The following is a 19,377-nucleotide window of genomic DNA, read 5'->3' as shown; positions in this document are numbered from 1 at the left end:
CACTCTGTGCGCTTATCGTTCTGTCAGTTTTCTCTTCCTTCTGTCAGCCAAGAACTGGCTGATGCACACGGCTGCCATCATAAAGATGAAAGGCATAAAGGGCGACTTGAACCTCGTCTCTCCGTGTACGGCGAGCACAAGTGCCAATGAGCCGCCCACGGTAATGAATACCGGTAGGAACATTCCGCGTATCTCCCGCTTCAGCAGCAGCCGGACGGTGGCAACGGCAAAGCCTGTCAGCAACAGAACATAGTAGATCATATTCAGGAGTCCGAACCACTGCATTCCTGTCAATGTGCCGATATTGGACAGGAGGCTTCGGTATGGCAGCGTGATGTAGTTGTTCTCCGACTTCGACTTATCGGAAAGGAAGGCAGGTATGTTGTCCATATCGTTCATATACATATAAACGAGACGGCCGGGAACTTTCTTCAGATAGTTCATCTTGTTCTCCTTCAGCCACTCAATGCTTCGCTCCTTCCAAATGTCGGAACATTCAAGAGCCGTTTTCTGCTCTCTGTTCTCGATATATCGGATGGTTCCCTTGGGATACATCTCTGAATTGTAATGCGGTTCCACGCTCGTTTCGTAGGTTGCTTCTGCCATATTGAACCATAGCGTGTCGCTCTGATAGATGAAATAGCCCGTGCGCAGGTAGCAGCTTGTGCCCACTATCAGGATAAAGGCAACGTATCCTCCGAGCAAAGAACCGAACTTCTTTGCGAGAACGCTGCGATCGAAGAAGAGATAATAGAGGAAAACGGAACCGAGGAAAGCCAATCCCACCGGTCGGAACCAATTCGCAAGTCCCATCAACAGCCCTGCAACGATGAGCAACGAAACCTTATGCTGACGGAGCACGAGCAGAACAGAACCCAGCAACATCGTTATTGCGGGTATCTCTGAAAGAATTGTCGTGCTCTGTCCCCAGTTGTTCGGATAGAAAACATAAAGCAGAAGGGCTGTCAGTCCTACCTTATGAGTGAAAAGCGTTTCGGCTATTCGTGCAATGAGATAAGCCGAAAGTGCTTTCAACACACACATCAGCATCAGCAACGGCACGAGCGATTTGAAAGCCCAAAGCGAAAGTGCCACGAGATTTATCTGTCCGATGTTCCATATAAACGGCTTCCCCATAATGGTGGGATAGCAGGGATAGGGTTCGCCATAGGCAATGCAAGTCTGCGCATATTCGATATATCCCTCGCCATCATTCGTAGGCGTATAACCGAAGATGCACAACACGCCTATGAGAAAAAGCAGATAGGCAATACTTATCTTACAATAGCTACCTTGCATACCGTTCCGTTTTTGCCGTATTGGTCGGCAGTTTCTACCATATAAACCCCGGATGCAACCCGTTTGCCGTCCATATCGGTTCCATCCCACACATAACTTCCTCCGTTGCTTGTGCCTTGATTCACGAGAATGCCGTTCGTAGTTACGATTTTCACGTCTGCATTGTAGGTCAATCCTACGATGGTAATCGGGCCGGTATAGCCCGGACGCACAGGATTCGGATAAGCATAGGTTACGTCTGTATCCATCTTGTCCACCCCTTTTGTGGCATCGCTCATATAAGAGCACAGTCCTTTGTCGGTACCGAAGAACACTTCGCCCGTCTTGTCGTTGATAGCAATGCTCTCAATATTGTTGGAAAGCAGCTTACTGTTCGATGTGAGGAAATGATGAATCTGCGTCATATTGTCCTCGCTGATCAGATAAACGCCGTTGCTGCCCGTGCCGAACCACTTGCGACCGCCGCCATCTATCGCCATACAGGAGATATCAACGCCTGCCAGCAGATAGTCGGCAAGATTAGTTCCGTCGTTTCTCGGCACTTTAACCTGCGTATAGACGGCTTCAGAAGGATTGTTCATCTGAGAGGTTTCCAATACCAGAGGACCTACGTTCGTGCCTATCCAGATATTGTTTTCCAAATCTTCTGCAACACATTTTACCGATGTTGCGGCTACGGTGCTGCCATCCTGATTCACAAGGCGTGAGAAGGAATTGAAGCCGCCGGTGGACGGTTGGAAGCAGAACAGACCCGGAAACTTTGAATCGCCATTGACAAACCAAAGGAGTTTGCGGCTGTCGAACATTGCACCCTTCATAAGGTCGGGACCTACGCCGCTCTTCATCAGAGCAGACTGGTGGTGCGAAGTCATCTTACCGTCGCGAGACAATTCCAATATTGTCTGCGATTTACTCTGACTGTTGAGTATCCAGAGATTACCACTGTCGTCGAAAACCATACTGTTTATCAGAACATAGTTGTCGTCCAGTTCTTTCCCCTTGTCCATTGCCGGGCGAAGCAGGCTGTTGCTGCTGTTATACAGTTTTTGGAAATTGCCGTCAAGAAATTCGTAAAGCCCCGATCTTCCACCCACGAATACGTGGTTCGGATTCTTCGGATCCACGGCAACGCAGTTCACATCGACGTACTGTACTCCCGTCTTAGGCGCGAGATTGTCCTCATAGACAGTCCATTCATTATCTTTCAACACCTGAACGGTTCCCGGATGATTCAAAGCCATACTGCCCGATTCGAACAATCCACCGACAGAATAAAGCCGTTCGTTCCTGAAAGTCATATTGAAGAAGCGATTGTATTTCGGCCCGCCGGGATTCAGTGCCTTTGCCTTGGCGAGCAATTCAGCGTCCATCGTCTTGTTCCTCGCCGTATATTCTCCTACCCTCGTCCAGTTATTCCTGTCCAAAAGATTGTCGGTCTGAACACCTTTGTAAAGTCCGTTCGTGCTGCTCGATGCAAAGATGCTGTTTCCCTCGACATACGCATAGTTCACGTTGAATCCAAGATTATAGGTATCGCTTATTTCAGCCCTCGATACATTCAGTTTCATTATGCCGAAACCAGTAGATATATAGCAGAAATTGCCGTGCATATACAAGTCGTTTACCGTCTTACTGCCGGTCATAGACTTGCTGTAATAGTCCGAGATATTCGTTACATTGCCCTTCTCGTCAAGCAAGTCGATATTGTAGTCGGCATAAACTATCACGAGCTTCTTCGCTGTGTTGTTCCAAGCTATGAAGTCGATATCGCTGCCGTTGAGTCCCGTCAGCTTGTCGAAAGTCTGAATACTGTTGTCATTCTCGTTATAGGCATAGAGATTATCGGATGCAAGCACATAAATCCTGTCGCCTCCTTTCTCCACCCAAGTGATGTCGCTGTAAGCCATATAGACTTTCCACGTGCCCACGCCTGCAGCAAATGTCTGCGAAGCTGCCACGTTCAGCAGACAAGCCAGTACGAAAAGGAATATTCTTTTGGTCATAATTTCTGTGAATCGTAATGCACAAAGTACATAAGTTTATACGTATTAAACAGGAAAACGCTCGGTTTATTGCTTTTCAACCGTTGCTTTATAGATTTATTAAATAAAGAATAGAACAGGTTCAGCAGTCTGATACAATGGTATCTCCGGATTTTCTGAACCACATTAAGCAGGTTTGAATAGCCTTCCAATTCTCTTTTGAACTTGCTCAATGTGCGCAGACTCTCCTCCGTCTTGTCCAGAAACTCATCGTTCGGCTCAAAACTGGCCAGCAAGATGGGGTTGTCCGTATGGCTAAGACGAACTCTCTGCCGGGCGAAAGACTTGCCAAGCAGCACATCCTCGTAGCCATATTCTGTGAAAGATTCGTCGAAGGGGCATTTCGCCATCACGTCCCTATGCGCCAAAAAATTGGTGGTTCGGAAGTTTTGCGTGGCTTTCCGCTGCCTCAACGCTGCATTATGGCTTTGCTCGTAACGCTTTTCATAGCGATAACGGAGGTTTCTTCCCCACTCCTCATCATCGTCCGTGATGGTAATTCCCCCCACAATCACTTCTCCTTCCGCCTCCAGATAAGACTTGATAAAGTCCCGTTTATCCAGCGCAAGATCGCCGTCGATAAAGAGCAGCCATTCCTTTGAGCCTTGGGAAATCAGGAAATTACGGATGGCCGAACGCCCTACATTCTTCGTTCGCCGTATGTATCGCACTCCTTCAAGCCTTTCAATACATTCATTCTGCTTGATATACGCTTTGACTGGCGAAGCGTCGTCAGCCACTATTATCTCAAAATCTATCCCTTCTGCCACACATTGACGCTGCAATTCCGTAACCAAGGCAACGCAATCACAATTATAGGTGGGTAAAAGAACAGATATTGACTTCATATTTTTTCAAAGTGGATTCGAATAATTTATTTAAGCCTCTCGATGAGGCTGCCACACACGAGTGAAAGGGCTTTAAAATCCTTGCATTTCTGCAAATTATATCTCTATTACGTGATATTTGACGAAATATTACGTGATATTTGACGAAATATTACGTGATATTTGACGAAATATTACGTGATATTTGCTGAGATATTACGTGATATTTGCCGAGATATTACGTGATATTTGCCGAGATATTACGTGATATTTGCTGAAATATTACGTGATATTTGCTGAAATATTACGTGATATTTGCTGAAATATTACGTGATATTTGCTGAAATATTACGTGATATTTGCTGAAATATTACGTGATATTTGCTGAAATATTACGTGATATTTGCTGAAATATTACGTGATATTTGCTGAAATATTACGTGATATTTGCTGAAATATTACGTGATATTTGCTGAAATATTACGTGATATTTGCCGAGATATTACGTGATATTTGCTGAAATATTACGTGATATTTGCCGAGATATTACGTGATATTTGCCGAGATATTACGTGATATTTGATTTCCACTTTCTGCAAGGCATCATTCCAACAGGCAAGCCGTCGCTCTGAAAATGGAAAAGAAAAACGAGTGAATGAGAGAACAAGCGAATCACGAAATATCGAATTTACGCCTGAACTTATCCCCTCATTCACTCGCCGGCTACTGATTCAAAAAGGCTGCAAGCTGCTTCACGGCCCTTGCCCTGTGCGAAATCCGGTTCTTGATTTCCTCTCCAAGCTCGGCAAAACTTTTATCATAGCCCTCCGGAACAAAGACAGGATCATAGCCGAAACCTTCAGAACCCGACTTCTCCATCGCGATACTGCCGTCTACCCTACCCTCAAACTGATGCTCCGTGCCGTCAATTATCAGGGAAACAACGGTGCGGAAACACGCTTTCCGGTTCGGATTGCCGGCTAACTTGCGCAGCAGTTTCGCCATATTCGCCTCGCTGTCGTGATCGGTGGTCTCGTCGTAGCGTGCCGAATGCACGCCCGGCTCGCCATTCAGAGCCTCAACCTCAAGCCCAGTATCGTCGGCAAAGCAATTAAGTCCGTAGTTATCATAGATATATCTCGACTTGATACGTGCATTTCCTTCCAGCGTATCAGCCGTTTCGGGAATATCCACATCACAGCCGATATCCTTCAGCGATACAATCTCGAAATCGCCGCCCAGTATTTCCTTTATCTCGGTCAGCTTATGGCCGTTGTTTGTTGCAAAAACTATTTTCATCGAACTGCCTCAACAAACTAATCCTCGCCCATATACACTTCCGTCTCGCCGCTCTTCTGCAACACGGCAGCGGCTTTCTTCTTGGCATTCACCTTGATCTGATCGAAACCCTCGCCATAAACACCTATTACCGAACTCTGGCTTACGAAGGCATTAGGGTCGATGGTCTTGATGAGACGGAAGATTACCTGACTTTCATTGCGCTTAGCCAACAGGCAGATTACCTTCATTTCCTTGCCGGTGTACCATCCGTGTCCGTCAAGGAGCGTGATTCCGTGGTCGCATTCCTCCATAATGGCATCGGCAATCTCCTCGTGCTTTCGCGAGAATATGAAGAACTGAACCGACTGGCGGCGGAGGTTCATCACGTGGTCGAGCATAAAGCACTCGATAAACATCGTACAGAGACCGAACACCACCTTATGGAAACGCTCCACATAGTCGCCGAACTGAGGGAAAAGCATACAACTGCCGATGATACAGACATCGACCATCATCAGCACCTGACCGAGCGAAACGTCCTTGTACTTGTTCACACAGGCTGCAATGATGTCCGTTCCACCGGTACTGCTGTTGTTGAGAAAGACGATTGCCAGAGCCGTACCCGTAAGACAGCATCCCACTACAAGCGACATAAATTCCTGTCCGTCGCCAAGTATCTTCACGAACTCGCCGTTCTCGTCCACCGGCATCAGCTCCTGAGCGTATTTCAGCAGGAAATACAGTGCGAAGATGGCATAGATGGTCTTCATCATAAACTTGAAACCGAGTATCTTCAAGGCAACGACCAGCAACGATATGTTGATGATCATATACGTGTTCTCGATTTTGAAGCCGGTAGCATAATAAACGATTGCCGACATACCCGTTACGCCGCCCGTTACAATCTCGTAAGGGAGCAGAAACACCGTGAATGCCGACGCATACAACAGGAGACCGAGCGTCAGGAAAATGTAGTCGCTGGCCTCAGAACGGATTAACTGTTTGTTGAAAGTCATAGGTTTAAAGAATTGTTATGGGTTTCCGGGCTTCTTGTAAAGCCTCGGAAACCCTATGGTGTAATTGTATTTTTACTTGCAAACGATGTTGATGATTTTCTTCGGAACGACAATCACCTTCACGATGGTCTTTCCCTCAACATACTTCACACTCCGTTCGTCTGCCAAAGCTGCCTTTTCTATCTCCTCGCTTGTGGCATCTGCCGGGAAAGTCATCTGGAAACGCGCCTTGCCGTTGAACGAAACCGTGAGCTGAACCTCGCTTTCCGTCAGGTAAGCCTCGTTCCACGAAGGCCACTGCGCATCGCAAACAGAAGTTGTCTCGCCCATAGCCTCCCATAGCTCTTCGGCAATATGGGGCGCAAATGGCGCAATGAGAACGAGCATATCCTTCAGGAGAGCACGGTTGCTGCATTTCTGCTGACCGAGTTCGTTCACACAGATCATAAACGCCGATATGGAAGTATTGTATGAGAATTGCTCAATGTCGCCCGAAACCTTCTTGATGAGCTTGTGAACGCTCTTCAGAGATTCCTTCGACGGCTCATCATCGTTCAGTTCCTGCTGATAAAGTTTCCAGAACTTCTTCAGGAAACGGAAACAGCCGTCAATGCCGTTCGTGTCCCAAGGCTTGCTTGCCTCGACAGGACCGAGGAACATTTCGTACAAGCGAAGGGTGTCAGCACCATACTGCTCTACGATAACATCTGGATTAACGACGTTGAACATTGACTTCGACATCTTCTCCACAGCCCAACCACACTTATAAATATTAGCTGCCGGCTGACTGGCATTGGCTGAATCCGTTGATTTCGTTCCGTCTTCAAAGATAAATTCAGCGTTGTTGTATTCAGGACGCCACGCCTTGAAAGCGTCTATATCCAGCACGTCGGCGTGCACTATGTTCACATCCACGTGTATCGGAGTTGTTGCATACTTGTCCTTCTGCCCGAGACTTACGAACACCGGAGCCTCGGAATGGTCGTCGCTGTTCACACGATACACGAAGTTTGAACGACCCTGAATCATTCCCTGATTTACCAACTTCCCGTATGGTTCTTCCTTGCAGGAGACATTATAGTCGTGCAGGAACTTGTTCCAGAAGCGGCTGTAAATCAAATGACCCGTTGCGTGCTCCGTTCCTCCCACATAAAGGTCCACGTTCTGCCAGTATTCGTTTGCTTCCTTACCCACCAACGTTTCCTCATTCCGCGGATCCATATAGCGGAGATAGTAAGCCGAACTGCCGGCAAAGCCCGGCATCGTGTTGAGTTCGACGGGGAAAATCGTCTCATTGTCTACAAGACTCTTGTCTACGAGCTTCCTGTTTGCCTCATCCCAAGCCCAAACCTTAGCACGCCCCAATGGAGGCTCGCCTGTTTCGGTAGGTTCATACTTGTCTATCTCTGGCAATTCCAGCGGCAAGCACTCTTCAGGCACCATATAAGGCATACCATCCTTGTAGTAAACAGGGAACGGTTCGCCCCAATAACGCTGACGGGAGAAGATGGCATCACGCAAACGATAGTTTACTTTCACACGGCCGAGCCCCTGCTCCGTAACATATTTCTTCGTAGCAGCGATGGCTTCCTTCACGGTCAGTCCGTTCAGAGAGAAACCACCTTCAACCGGATTTACCGGACTGTTGATTACGATTCCCTCCTTAGCATCGAAGCTCTCTTCCGACACATCGGCACCCTCTATCAACGGAATGATAGGGAGATTGAAGTGTTTTGCGAAAGCATAGTCGCGGCTGTCGTGTGCGGGAACTGCCATAATAGCGCCGGTACCATAACCTGAAAGCACATACTCTGAAATCCAAACCGGTATTTGTGCGCCCGTGAACGGATTCACGGCATAAGAACCCGAGAACACGCCCGTTACCTTTCGGTCGCTCATACGGTCCAGTTCGGTGCGTTTCTTCACGTAAGCCAAGTATTCTTCCACTTCAGCTTTCTGTGCGGCACTCGTAAGCGTTTCCACCAACTCGCTTTCAGGAGCCAGCACCATAAACGTTACGCCGAACATCGTGTCTGCTCTCGTTGTGAAGATAGTGAAATGTCCTTCGGTATATTCTGCGTCGCCTTTCCCTTCCGATGACGGATTCGGGGTAAGACTTTTAAACTCGACTTCAGTACCCTCTGAACGGCCAATCCAATTGCGCTGTGTTTCCTTGATAGAGTCGGACCAGTCCACCGTTTCCAAGCCGTCGAGCATACGCTGTGCATAGGCAGATACGCGCAGACACCACTGCTTCATCTTCTGCTGAATAACAGGATAGCCGCCTCGCTCGCTCACACCATCGACCACTTCATCGTTTGCCAATACCGTTCCCAAGCCCGGACACCAGTTTACCATCGTTTCGCCGAGATAGGCAATACGGTAGTTCATCAGCACCTGCTGTTGCTCTTTCTCGTTCATACTCATCCAGTCGCGTGCAGAGAACATCTTCTCTTCGCCCTGTGCCACGTTCAGCTCCAACGTGCCCTGTTCCTCAAAGTGGCGCACAAGGTTTTCTATCGGCTGCGTTTTCTGGAGATTGAAGTCATAGTATGAGTTGAACATCTTCTGGAATGCCCATTGCGTCCAGTGATAATATTTCGGATCGCAAGTGCGCACTTCACGGTCCCAATCAAAGCAAAAACCAATCTTATCCAGCTGCTCGCGATAACGGGCAATGTTCTGCTCCGTTGTAATCGCCGGATGCTGACCGGTCTGTATGGCATATTGCTCGGCAGGCAGTCCATAGGCATCATAACCCATAGGATTCAGTACGTTGAAGCCTTGCAGACGCTTGTAACGTGCATAGATGTCGCTGGCAATATAGCCGAGTGGATGACCGACGTGCAAGCCTGCACCCGACGGGTAAGGAAACATATTGAGCACATAGAACTTCTTTCTGTTCCCGTCCTCAACAACCTTGTAGGTCTTCTGCTCAACCCATCTCTGTTGCCATTTCTTCTCAATGTCAGTGAAGTTGTATTCCATTCTTATATTGTTTATTCTTTATTTCAACAAAACTAAAGCAAATCTCTTTTAATATATTAAAAAGGTGGATAACGTTAAAGACCGATAAAAATACCACATCATTATATACTACTATCCAACTTGCAAATTTACAAAAATAAAAAAGCGATTGCAAATCTTATTAAACATATTTTGCAATCGCTTCCTATACGAGGGAGTATTCTCAGGCAAAAATCAATTCAGCCAATGAGAAATCCGTTTTTTCAAGTATTGACCCGAACTAAGATATTATACCTATCTTCCAAACAATTCAGAAAATTCCATACCATTCAGAAAGTGGAATTTAGGAGATCCCTTGAACATTCGCTTAAGATAGCCCTTTGCCTGATTATTTAAAACAGATTTTTTAAACAGCAAATAAAAGTCATTTAACACATAATATTCATCATCATTTATCAAAGACCTTGATTCATTTTTCTTATCTGCGATTTCTTTCTTATCTATATTTTTTACTTTTTCGCATTTAAATTTGGCATCTGCAAACAGAACTCTGCACTTGTCCACACAAAATAAAAAGTCTGCCGAAGCCCTGGGAGCAGTATGGTTTCTTTGAGCAGCACGTTTTTGTATTGCATCTAAATCTATACACAAGTCTTCCGGCAAAAAACGATTTTCAAATATCGGACAGCCTTCCTTTCTGAAACCATCACTTACAGGTATGATATCTGTTTCTTGTATATGCTTAATTCGAATGCCTTTGGGAGATCTCAACTCATACACCATTGTCTGCTCCATATCGTTCTATTAGGTCAAATGATTTATTGAAGGAGGCAAAAATAGGTTCTATATCTGCACCTAATACTTCATAGTTGAATTTATAAGGATTTTCTTTTGCAGGAACAGCATTGTAGAAAGCCAGTCTTTCAAGCGTTTCCTCCTTTTCGGAAATATATCTCAATGCACTGACCATATCGGTACTATGAGTAGCAATAAAGAACTTTGCACCTACTTGCTTATTCAATTCAACTATCACTTTGGCATATTCCACTATCCACTGTGGATGCAGATGCGCCTCCGGCTCGTCAATGATAATCAATGAACGGTCATTGATGTATCCATTTCGCAATAAAAGCTGTAAAATGGCAAAAGCTTTTATGCCTGTTGCACAATCCTGCAGGGAGAAATTTTCTCCATCATTTCGTTGGTAAACAATTTCCTCAGATTCATTGTTCAAAGCTACATTGCCATCTATTATGTGCTCTTCAATGTATTTCGCAATTTCTATATTTTCTTCCTTAACGTCAGAATTGAATAATTTGAAATACAATTTAGAAACAGCATTGTCGGCTTCTACACCCCACATCTCATCAAACTTAACAGATAACGGAGACTCTATATATGTAGTATTTTTTATATAATGAAGAATTGGAATCTTTGATATATCCTTTCCAAAAAACGGTACACCATATTCTGATATATAAACTTTATCCAATAAACTTTTTTCATCAAATTCCAAAGACAAAGCAGCATCCATAGTCGTAACAGGTCTCTGTTCCATCCTATAATGATAGTTCTCAACCTGTTCGTCAAATACATTTAATGCTGTTTCTTCTAAACTCTCTGCATCAATATCCCGCCCTATATTATACTTGATAATATTCAAAAGTCTTACAATCTCTGCATTATCAGGCGAAGATATTAATTTCTTCTTAAACCCTATCAATGCTTTTTCCAAAATATTTCTTGCTTTTTCTATGTCTTTATAAAGTGTAATAAGAAAAGAATGTATATTGCCTAAATCAGAATAGATACTTGTAAGTTGCTGATAAATTTCTGTAATAGGGCGTAATCCACCAACAAGTTTAGATAAATAAATAGAATCCATAGAGTTTGCTTTATCAAAAGCGTAATAAAGCATCTTGGACAAAGAACTTTTCCCACTCCCATTTACTCCAGCAATCACCGTGATACCATTCAGAACAATATCGGCTTTATGGACTGCACGAAAGTCTTTTATTTTGATTTCAGTATTATTATTCATAATGATTACTCTTATTTTGCAAATTTACATAATCTTTTCTCAAAAAGAGAAAGAGAGACGCATTAAATCCATCTTCCTTGTTGCACCTGTATATCGATTATTGCTTATAATCGGCGCGAGATACATTTATACATACTAAGTTCTTTCCACACAGTCTTTCTCTATTTCTCTATACGTCAGTTGTTGTTTCTTTGCCATTGAGTGATGGGTTATAGTGAATTACTATCAGAGAATGCTGCATAATGACAGATTTTCCTATCTGCCTTCAAAGATAATGATTTTTATTGAGAAAAGGATCACGAATGATTGCTGATTTACATTGGAGCAGGATAAAAACAGAGGTGCGAAACAAGGCGAGCAGTTTATCCTCTTGCTGATTGCGCAGATTTTGCAGATATTTCCGAATGATGGTGCAGGGATTGTCCAGTTATCCTATATGTTAAAATGGATAATAATATTTTACAATTGCACTCTCATATTTCCCGTATTTGAAAATAAAAATTTTTTGTTTGCAAATATGCGATTTTTGAGCGTCGATAGCAAAGTGTTGAGAATCAAAGAATTATGATTTCGAGAGGAGATTCTCGCAAGAATCCAGCACGGAGAGGGCGAAATTATGACGCATAAAAACGACGTTTGGGAGAGGTTTTCGGAAGATTTACAGGATAATAGTCGGGGAGTGGGCGTGCATTTGTGCGAAGAACGGATGGCATTCTTCGCACAAATGAAAGACGTTCTTCGCAAGAAGGAATAGCATTCTTCGCAAGAATGAAAATACTGGTTGCAGAATAGGAATGAAAGTCGATGAAATTGCCTCTTTATTTCTCTAAAATCGATGTTTCAGAAATGTTAAAAATAGGTATTTTTCTTTACAGAAGAGGAAGTAAAGGGACGAGGGGTAAGGAAACAAGGGAACGAGGAGACGAGGGAACGAGAGGACAAGGATACAAGCGGCAAGGGAACGAGGAAACAAGGGGACGAAAGGACAAGTAGGTTTCTTTGTGTGAAGGTGTATTGCAGAATATCTCCTTGCCAACTAATTTCCTTGTCCTCTTGTCTCCTTGTCCCCTTGTTTTCTCCTTTATTTGCCTCTTCGTCTCCTAAAAAGGCTGCACCCTCATTACGAGGATGCAGCCTTTTTAATGAAGCTGTGCTGGCATTGTGCCTTACAGTTTGATGATTTTCTTGCCGTTCACGATGTTGATACCACGCTGCAATTGCTGTAATTGCTGTCCTTGGAGATTGTATATTCTGTCGTCCTGACGGCTGTTTTCGCTCTGATTGATTTCTTCAATGCCATCGGTGTTCGCTTTGCTCAGGATGTACTGAATACCCTTGAGTGCGTTTACCTTGCCTACACCGAAGCGATAGCCTGTTGTTGCAGAGGAAGTGAACTCATCTTTGTCGGCACTGTTGCGCATCACGTCCTTGATATCGTTTACCTTCAGCGTCTTGTCGGCCTGCAAATAGAGTGCTACGATGCCGGCAGCCAAAGGTGTTGCCATTGATGTGCCGCTCATAAAAGCCCAGTAATCGTAGTTGCTTTTTGAGATTTTATAACGATATGCAGCAGGCGATACACCTCCCGATGCACTCCAAGCGTCTCTATTATGACGGTTGATGGCTGCCACGATAGCGTGTCCGGGTGCAGCAACGAAAGGATGGGCGGTGCCGTTGAAGTCGGTACCGTAGCTTGAGAAGTAGGCAATGTCCTGTGCAGTTAAGGTTCCGTTTTCCAAAAATTCGGTGTCCTTTCCGTAACTTATCGGCACAACCTGACGCGATGCGTAAGCACCCACGCTGATTGTATTGCGTCCTGTAACGTCGTCGCAGATAGAACACGTGCCGTCACCGGTCTGGAAGATATAATCCGTGTCGTCATCGGCATATCCGTTGAACACGGTTGTATGGCCGTCGTTCCACATCGTTATCTTGTTTCCGTTCTTTCCATAAACGAGCATTCCGAGTTCGTAGCCCTCATCGCTGCCGCCGAGGGTGGCATCCACGTAGAGATTGTATCGGTTGTTTTCCTTGTTTATTTCTCCCTGAACGTTGATACCTTGCTTCAGGCTGCTGTCGAGACTTTTAAGCGCGCTGGCACTGAAATATTTTGCCAGTTCGGTAGCGTCCACTTCTCCGTTGTAGATACGAGGACTGGTGTAGACTGGTTTCAAATCGCCGTCGAACACAACGAATGATACAGACAGGGAATCGCTGTTGCTGTTCCATACATCCACGCCGGCAAGGGCAGCAGCTTCCGTATAATTTACGTCCATATTCGGACCTACGCCGAGTATCGTGCCCAGATAGTCGCCATCTTTCTCCATTTCTTTGGAAAGAAATATCTTTTCCCCAGCTTCGTTGCCGGCCGCCAAAAGTATCACTGCGCCATAATCTTCGGCTATCTTGTCGTAGAATTTCGTTGTTGATGACGTACCGTCGTGTGGTCCCATACTCTCTCCAAGGCTGACGCTGATTACACAAGGCTGATTATGCTCTTTGGCATAGTTGGCAATGTATTGCGCTGCTGCTGCCACTGAGGTGTTGGTAAGGTCTGCTCCCAGTCCACAGAGGATGATGTCAGCACCCGGTGCCATACCACTGTATGTGGTGTTTTCAGACAAACCGGTAGTGGTGAAGCGGCTGCCGGCTGCCGTGCTCGCTGTATGCGTGCCGTGAGACCCATTATTGTCGTCTGTCGTGAGCTTCTTAATCTGCTCTTCGGTGGTGTATTCGTAGCCCATCAAGGTAGTTCCGTCGATGACCTTCTTCGTTCCACCTTTAGCAATCTTAGCATTTGGCATATATACGGCTTTAACTCTGGATTTTCCCTGCGCATCCTGAAAGGTTACGTGGTTAAATTCTATACCGGTATCGATGATTCCCACTACAACGCCCGTTCCGTCGTATTTGGTTTTCAGCCCGGCTGCCTTGGCTGCATCCGAAAGATTGTAGACGTCTTCCACTTGTGTCAGCGTGCGTGCCTTATCTGTTTTCTTGCGCAACGGACGGGAAACGTCTATTTTCTGTATGCCTTCCACCTTCGACAGGGATTCTATGCTGTCGATTGGCATCACAACAATCATCTGGTCGCCTACAACGGATGATATTTCGCCACCGCGGGCAGTTATTTCATTGTCGGGAACGTTGAGTGCCGTTACAAAACAAGCGATTACTTCTGTCTGCTTCGCATTGGTGTACGCCTTGGCATAACGTCTGATTTTTTGATTAGTGGTGGGTGTAACAGTAGTTTTCTGTGCCTTGCGCTGCTTTAGGAAGTTCTTTGTGTAGTTGGTCATCTGTGCCTGTGCAGAGATAGATACGGCCAACAGAGCAAGACATAATAGTTTTTTGATTACTTTTGTCATTGTAGTTGTTATTTAAAGTTTTACAATAATTTATACATTGTAATAAATATATGAGCTTAACTATGATGTAAAGGCAGATTTCCACAGATATCTGCGGTCTGTAAGCTGCACATCCGTGCGCATCGTCAATACATTTAAGCTTGCTAATTTACGAATAAAACATCAAATATTTTATTTTAGAAAGTTTTTTTACACTTACAAGCCCTACGATTAACCTATATTAATATATTTTCTACGATTTCAAAGCATTGATTCCATTTCATATTTACCGCTCTAATCCAATTTCCTGAAGAACTTCTTTCGAGCAAAAAGCGTGGTAAGATGCGTCCTGTCGAGGAAATAAGCGAGGGCGAGCGAGCCGGCAACACTGAGAACGAGCGTTACGAAGGTGTAGAGAAGCTCTGTCTTATCCCAAAGAAACAAAGGATGGTAATACTTGCCAAACATCGTAAACACGGGATGGAAAAGATAGATGGGCAGCGTGTTCATTCCCATCCAATCGGTAAATCGAGTGAATCGGGAAGGCAGAAAACGGTACAGCCAGTTGGAAAAAACAAGAAACGATGATACTGTCAATACGATAACGATGCTTCCCCAATCCCGATTATCAGTGAAAAACAAGAATAAAAGGAAGAAAATACCCTCAATCCAACCACTGTTATCAAACTTGTTGTAGGCAAATTTGAATTGCCGCAAGGCGGTACCGAAGAAATAATACATCACTATTTTCACAGCCATCAGCGGCAACACAAGGGAAACAAGATACAGAAGGGCTGCAAAGACGAGCAAACGCACGAAGGTATTCTTCCCTATCGGCAATATCCTGAAGCTGAGATAGTAGCAGATGCCACACCCTATCATCACATACAGAAACCAATAAGGTCCGATGGACGTGAGAAAGACTTTCTCCAAGAGTACGGCTGCCGATATTTCGGTTATCCCGTCGCGCACCGGAAGATAGAAAGAGAGTACCGAAAAGCCCAATACCATTATGAGATAGGGAACGAAGATACGGAAAAGATAAACTAGAAACTCCTTTGCCGACTTCTCAACGTTCACAAGATAACCCGTAACAACAAGGAACGAGGGCATCATAAAGCCAAGGATGCCTTCCTTCACAGCCGGATAGAGTGCGCCAAAGTGTACGATATGAACCAGTATGACCAACAGAATGAGGATTGTCCGCACAAAATTTATCTCGTGATATTGTTTCATTTTATATAGAAGTTGAGTTGATTGGCAAAATTACGAAAATAAAACTATTTGAGCGTAAAACGGCTTTCAATAATCAATCTTAAATCAAATAAGTTGTAACACAGCATATATTCTATTGGAACAGATTAATAATTAATATTTGCAAATTATAAGTTTAAATTCAAAATATTCTATAAATATACATCATAATCGTGCTATATATTTTGTTAAACAACAAACAAAAACTACTTTTGCATTGCATTTTCATAGCTATTTATTTTCCATAAGAAAATTATATAAGCTCGATTCAAAAACAAATAAAAACGATATAATGAAAAAAGACCTGATGAAAAAAATTATCAAACCTGTCATTGGAGTGGTTTTAGGAGGCGTTGCAGGCTTTCTGTACTGGAAATTCGTAGGATGCAGCAGTGGAACCTGCCCCATTACTTCATCGCCACTTTACAGTTCGCTATATGGTGCCACTATGGGAGGAATTATTGCACTCTTGTCGAACGGAAGTTGTGGACGTTGCAATGGAGACGATAAAGGGTGTAAGCGATAACCGGCAATCCGTTAGCGCAGATACGCTGCTATAAAAGCTAATATGCACAACTATAAAACCTAATATATGCAGACATAAAAGCTATATATGCAGACATAAAAGCTAATTATAGACAGATATGAAACGTATGTGCGCAAACATTAAAACAGTTACAAAAATCCTATTCTCATTTCCCCAATAGTTTAATCTTCTTATTCTCAAATGGCAAGACAGATTCTTTTCTGTCTATAACCATCATCATTCTCGCTTAAAATACAAATAAATATTTTCCATCGGAATAAAAAATATTCATAAAAACAAAAGTAAACTGATTAGATATGTTAAAAACAAAGCATTATAAAAGAGTTTTGTCAAGTCTGGTTTGGCTGTTTTTGGGTGCAGTAGCTACGAAAGCTCAAACTGGCAATTATCTTTCGGCAGAACAGGCAAGGAATCAAGCAATGCAGAATAATGCCCATATCCGTCTCTCGGATATTGAACACAAGATACATCAAAACGAATATGAGCAGTCCGCTGCTGCCTTTCTGCCACAGATTTCAGCATCATACGGCATCGCAGTAACCAATCATCCCTTGAATGCCTTCGGATTCCTATTGCAGCAAGGAGGCGTAACGCAAGCCTCATTCGACCCTGCAAAGCTGAACAATCCCGACCCAAAGGCAAACTTCAGCATAGGAGCTGACATCCGTATGTCGCTCTTCGATCAGGAAACCCGCTATGCGCGCAAAGCCGCCAAACTGAAAGCAGAGTCTTATCAACACAAGACGCAGTACACAAGGAACTACATCGGCTATGAAACGGACAAGGCTTATACTCAACTTCAATTCTCATATCTCAGCGAAAAGATACTCCTCGAGACATTGGAAGATATGAAAACCATCTGCCAGACGGTTGAGAACTTTAAACGGCAAGGCCTTGCACAGGAAGCAGATGTACTGAATGCGAAAGTTCAGATAAGCACCATTGAAAGCGCAATAGCCAAAGCAAGAAGTGGAATTGAAAACGCATCGGAAGGATTGAAAGTGCTTATGGGAATGGAAATTTCGGATAACAATGTGTTCACTACCGATTCTCTTGCTGTCATTACGCCCTCAACGGAATTGCCACAGCTATCTCTTCTGCGGAGCGACGTAATGGCTATGCAGTTGGCAAACAAGGCTTCGCAAGCAATGGTAAAGTCTGCCGAGAAAGCATTTCTGCCAAAGATAAATGCCTTCGGCAATTTCCAATTCAACAACGACAATGTAATTGGCTTCAAACAGGATGCCTTTATGGTGGGGATAAATCTCAACTGGACCATCTACGACGGAAAACTCCGAAAGAACAAACTGTCGTCCAACAAATTGCAGACGGTAAAAATGCAAGAAGATCTCGACCGGTACATTACCGAAAAACAGGCAGAAATGAACCAAACCCATCGGAATCTCATTGCAATGGAAACGGAAATGAAGAAGCAAGAAGCAAGTATCAGACACGCAACAGAGGTGCTCCGAATACAACAGAACAGATACAAGGAAGGCCTCATCAGCACCAACGACTTGCTTGCAGCGCAGGCGCAACTTTCCAAAGAGCGTCTTTCGCACGCACAGACGATTATGCAATACAACATAACCATACATTATCAGAATTTCATTACAGCAAACAAATAATTCGTGGAGCGAGAAACTCTCCATCATAAATAATTCTACGGACAATGAAAACTTTTACAAAAGCATTCTATGCACTTACCATCATCGGCTCACTATTGTCTTGCAAGCACGACAACGGCAAGCCGCAAACAAACGAAACAGCTCTTGCAGTAAAGACCTATTCGCCATCTATGCAACAGACAGAAGGCATATCGGTGAGCGGTTCGGTGGCTGCACGACAAACAGCAATGGTCAGCACAAGGGTTATGGGGCTTATAGAAAGGATATATGTGAGACAAGGAGATGCAGTTAAGAAAGGACAACTGCTCATTTCCATCAACAGTGCCGACCTCAATGCCAAGACCGAGCAAGTAAGGAGTATGGTTGCCGAAGCCAATGCAGCCTATCAAAGTGCCGAAAGAGACTATCAACGCTACAAAACGCTGCACGAGCAGAACAGCGTTTCAGACAAGGAATTAGAGAATATGGAGCTGAACCGTACATCGATGAAGGCAAAACTCCAGATGGCACAACAGAGTTTGAGAGAGGTAAGTTCCACAAATGCCTACACACAGATACGAGCACCGTTCTCAGGCATAGTATCGCAAAAGATGATTGATGCGGGAAGCATCGCAACACCAGGCAGCCCTATGCTTGCCATAGAGCAGTCGGGCGACCTCGTAGTTACTGCAAATGTGCCTGAACTCTACATTCCCTATGTGAAAACAGGCACTCCGGCGAAAGTCGAAATAAAGTCGCTCGACCAGCAATTACAGGGCTATGTCTACGAGATAAGCCCTTCGGCATCGATGACGGATGGGCAATACACCGTAAAGATTTCCCTTAATTCCTTGGGAAAACAAGGATTGAAGTCGGGTATGTACGCCACCATTCATCTCGCAGCCAAAACACCCAAGATGGAAAAAACAGCATTGATGGTCTGCAATTCTTCCATTGTGAGAAAGGAACAGCTCACGGGTGTCTATGTCGTGAACAAAGAAAACCGTGCCATCCTGCATTGGATCAAACTCGGAAAGAGTTTCGGAAATATGGTGGAAGTAGTATCAGGACTTGACGGAAGCGAGCAAATCATCGACCAGCTCAACGGAGAATTATACAACGGAAAGAAAGTAAAGATTACAAGATAAG

14 protein-coding genes are annotated in these 19,377 nt (G+C 44.4%); 4 read left to right on the top strand and 10 right to left on the bottom strand.

The features are described 5' to 3' along the window. Positions 1 to 12: 12 nt before the first annotated feature. The 8 genes from P150_RS16175 to P150_RS0107635 all read right to left on the bottom strand — a co-directional run bounded on the left by P150_RS16175 (position 13) and on the right by P150_RS0107635 (position 11,473). A complete protein-coding gene (locus P150_RS16175; RefSeq protein WP_051617589.1) occupies positions 13 to 1,299 on the bottom strand; it encodes a glycosyltransferase family 39 protein in 1,287 nt (428 codons plus the stop codon). Further along, positions 1,275 to 3,302: a hypothetical protein gene (locus tag P150_RS0107665; RefSeq protein WP_028897179.1), complete on the bottom strand. Its 2,028-nt coding sequence runs from the start codon at positions 3,300 to 3,302 to the stop codon at positions 1,275 to 1,277. The genes P150_RS16175 and P150_RS0107665 overlap by 25 nt, the downstream gene beginning before the upstream one ends. Then, entirely contained in the window at positions 3,299 to 4,189 is an 891-nt protein-coding gene (locus P150_RS0107660) for a glycosyltransferase family 2 protein (protein ID WP_028897178.1), read from the bottom strand. The genes P150_RS0107665 and P150_RS0107660 overlap by 4 nt, the downstream gene beginning before the upstream one ends. A gap of 702 nt (positions 4,190 to 4,891) precedes the next feature. Beyond that, the gene (locus tag P150_RS0107655) at positions 4,892 to 5,467 is read right to left on the bottom strand and encodes a non-canonical purine NTP diphosphatase (protein ID WP_028897177.1); all 576 of its coding nucleotides are present in this window, start codon (positions 5,465 to 5,467) and stop codon (positions 4,892 to 4,894) included. 17 nt (positions 5,468 to 5,484) lie between these two features. Then, complete coding sequence (locus tag P150_RS0107650; RefSeq protein WP_028897176.1) at positions 5,485 to 6,465, bottom strand: YitT family protein; 981 nt, start codon at positions 6,463 to 6,465, stop codon at positions 5,485 to 5,487. A 72-nt stretch (positions 6,466 to 6,537) separates the two neighbouring features. Next, positions 6,538 to 9,453: a leucine--tRNA ligase gene (locus tag P150_RS0107645; protein ID WP_028897175.1), complete on the bottom strand. Its 2,916-nt coding sequence runs from the start codon at positions 9,451 to 9,453 to the stop codon at positions 6,538 to 6,540. Between the two features lie 273 nt (positions 9,454 to 9,726). After that, positions 9,727 to 10,227: a hypothetical protein gene (locus P150_RS0107640; protein WP_028897174.1), complete on the bottom strand. Its 501-nt coding sequence runs from the start codon at positions 10,225 to 10,227 to the stop codon at positions 9,727 to 9,729. Continuing rightward, positions 10,205 to 11,473: an AAA family ATPase gene (locus P150_RS0107635; RefSeq protein ID WP_028897173.1), complete on the bottom strand. Its 1,269-nt coding sequence runs from the start codon at positions 11,471 to 11,473 to the stop codon at positions 10,205 to 10,207. The genes P150_RS0107640 and P150_RS0107635 overlap by 23 nt, the downstream gene beginning before the upstream one ends. A 616-nt stretch (positions 11,474 to 12,089) precedes the next feature. Here P150_RS0107635 and P150_RS17570 point away from each other — a divergent pair. Next, on the top strand, positions 12,090 to 12,227 hold the full coding sequence (locus P150_RS17570) for a hypothetical protein (protein WP_155952968.1): 138 nt from the start codon (positions 12,090 to 12,092) through the stop codon (positions 12,225 to 12,227). Between the two features lie 412 nt (positions 12,228 to 12,639). Here P150_RS17570 and P150_RS0107615 read toward each other — a convergent pair whose 3' ends face one another. Both P150_RS0107615 and P150_RS0107610 read right to left on the bottom strand, forming a co-directional pair. Then, a complete protein-coding gene (locus P150_RS0107615; protein WP_028897170.1) occupies positions 12,640 to 14,841 on the bottom strand; it encodes a S8 family serine peptidase in 2,202 nt (733 codons plus the stop codon). Positions 14,842 to 15,114: 273 nt separating this feature from the next. Further along, positions 15,115 to 16,056: an acyltransferase family protein gene (locus P150_RS0107610; protein ID WP_028897169.1), complete on the bottom strand. Its 942-nt coding sequence runs from the start codon at positions 16,054 to 16,056 to the stop codon at positions 15,115 to 15,117. Positions 16,057 to 16,366: 310 nt separating this feature from the next. Here P150_RS0107610 and P150_RS17080 point away from each other — a divergent pair, with 310 nt between their 5' ends. The 3 genes from P150_RS17080 to P150_RS0107600 all read left to right on the top strand — a co-directional run bounded on the left by P150_RS17080 (position 16,367) and on the right by P150_RS0107600 (position 19,376). Beyond that, entirely contained in the window at positions 16,367 to 16,600 is a 234-nt protein-coding gene (locus tag P150_RS17080) for a DUF6132 family protein (protein ID WP_081819355.1), read from the top strand. Between the two features lie 317 nt (positions 16,601 to 16,917). Next, positions 16,918 to 18,249 (top strand): TolC family protein, encoded by a 1,332-nt coding sequence (locus P150_RS0107605; protein WP_036932136.1) that lies wholly within the window; start codon positions 16,918 to 16,920, stop codon positions 18,247 to 18,249. A gap of 44 nt (positions 18,250 to 18,293) precedes the next feature. After that, positions 18,294 to 19,376, top strand: a complete 1,083-nt coding sequence (locus P150_RS0107600) for an efflux RND transporter periplasmic adaptor subunit (RefSeq protein WP_028897167.1) — start codon at positions 18,294 to 18,296, stop codon at positions 19,374 to 19,376. Position 19,377 lies beyond the last annotated feature (1 nt).

This window comes from Prevotella sp. HUN102 (assembly GCF_000688375.1).
Taxonomy (GTDB): Bacteria; Bacteroidota; Bacteroidia; order Bacteroidales; family Bacteroidaceae; genus Prevotella.
Note: the sequence above shows the minus strand (reverse complement) of the source record. Positions and strands in the feature narration are given on the sequence as shown.

What these genes read in the sequence shown, in the direction of transcription:
- P150_RS16175 (WP_051617589.1), bottom strand. Translation starts at nt 1,299, where the DNA reads ATGCAAGGTAGCTATTGTAAGATAAGTATTGCCTATCTGCTTTTTCTC.
- P150_RS0107665 (WP_028897179.1), bottom strand. Translation starts at nt 3,302, where the DNA reads ATGACCAAAAGAATATTCCTTTTCGTACTGGCTTGTCTGCTGAACGTG.
- P150_RS0107660 (WP_028897178.1), bottom strand. Translation starts at nt 4,189, where the DNA reads ATGAAGTCAATATCTGTTCTTTTACCCACCTATAATTGTGATTGCGTT.
- P150_RS0107655 (WP_028897177.1), bottom strand. Translation starts at nt 5,467, where the DNA reads ATGAAAATAGTTTTTGCAACAAACAACGGCCATAAGCTGACCGAGATA.
- P150_RS0107650 (WP_028897176.1), bottom strand. Translation starts at nt 6,465, where the DNA reads ATGACTTTCAACAAACAGTTAATCCGTTCTGAGGCCAGCGACTACATT.
- P150_RS0107645 (WP_028897175.1), bottom strand. Translation starts at nt 9,453, where the DNA reads ATGGAATACAACTTCACTGACATTGAGAAGAAATGGCAACAGAGATGG.
- P150_RS0107640 (WP_028897174.1), bottom strand. Translation starts at nt 10,227, where the DNA reads ATGGAGCAGACAATGGTGTATGAGTTGAGATCTCCCAAAGGCATTCGA.
- P150_RS0107635 (WP_028897173.1), bottom strand. Translation starts at nt 11,473, where the DNA reads ATGAATAATAATACTGAAATCAAAATAAAAGACTTTCGTGCAGTCCAT.
- P150_RS17570 (WP_155952968.1), top strand. Translation starts at nt 12,090, where the DNA reads ATGACGCATAAAAACGACGTTTGGGAGAGGTTTTCGGAAGATTTACAG.
- P150_RS0107615 (WP_028897170.1), bottom strand. Translation starts at nt 14,841, where the DNA reads ATGACAAAAGTAATCAAAAAACTATTATGTCTTGCTCTGTTGGCCGTA.
- P150_RS0107610 (WP_028897169.1), bottom strand. Translation starts at nt 16,056, where the DNA reads ATGAAACAATATCACGAGATAAATTTTGTGCGGACAATCCTCATTCTG.
- P150_RS17080 (WP_081819355.1), top strand. Translation starts at nt 16,367, where the DNA reads ATGAAAAAAGACCTGATGAAAAAAATTATCAAACCTGTCATTGGAGTG.
- P150_RS0107605 (WP_036932136.1), top strand. Translation starts at nt 16,918, where the DNA reads ATGTTAAAAACAAAGCATTATAAAAGAGTTTTGTCAAGTCTGGTTTGG.
- P150_RS0107600 (WP_028897167.1), top strand. Translation starts at nt 18,294, where the DNA reads ATGAAAACTTTTACAAAAGCATTCTATGCACTTACCATCATCGGCTCA.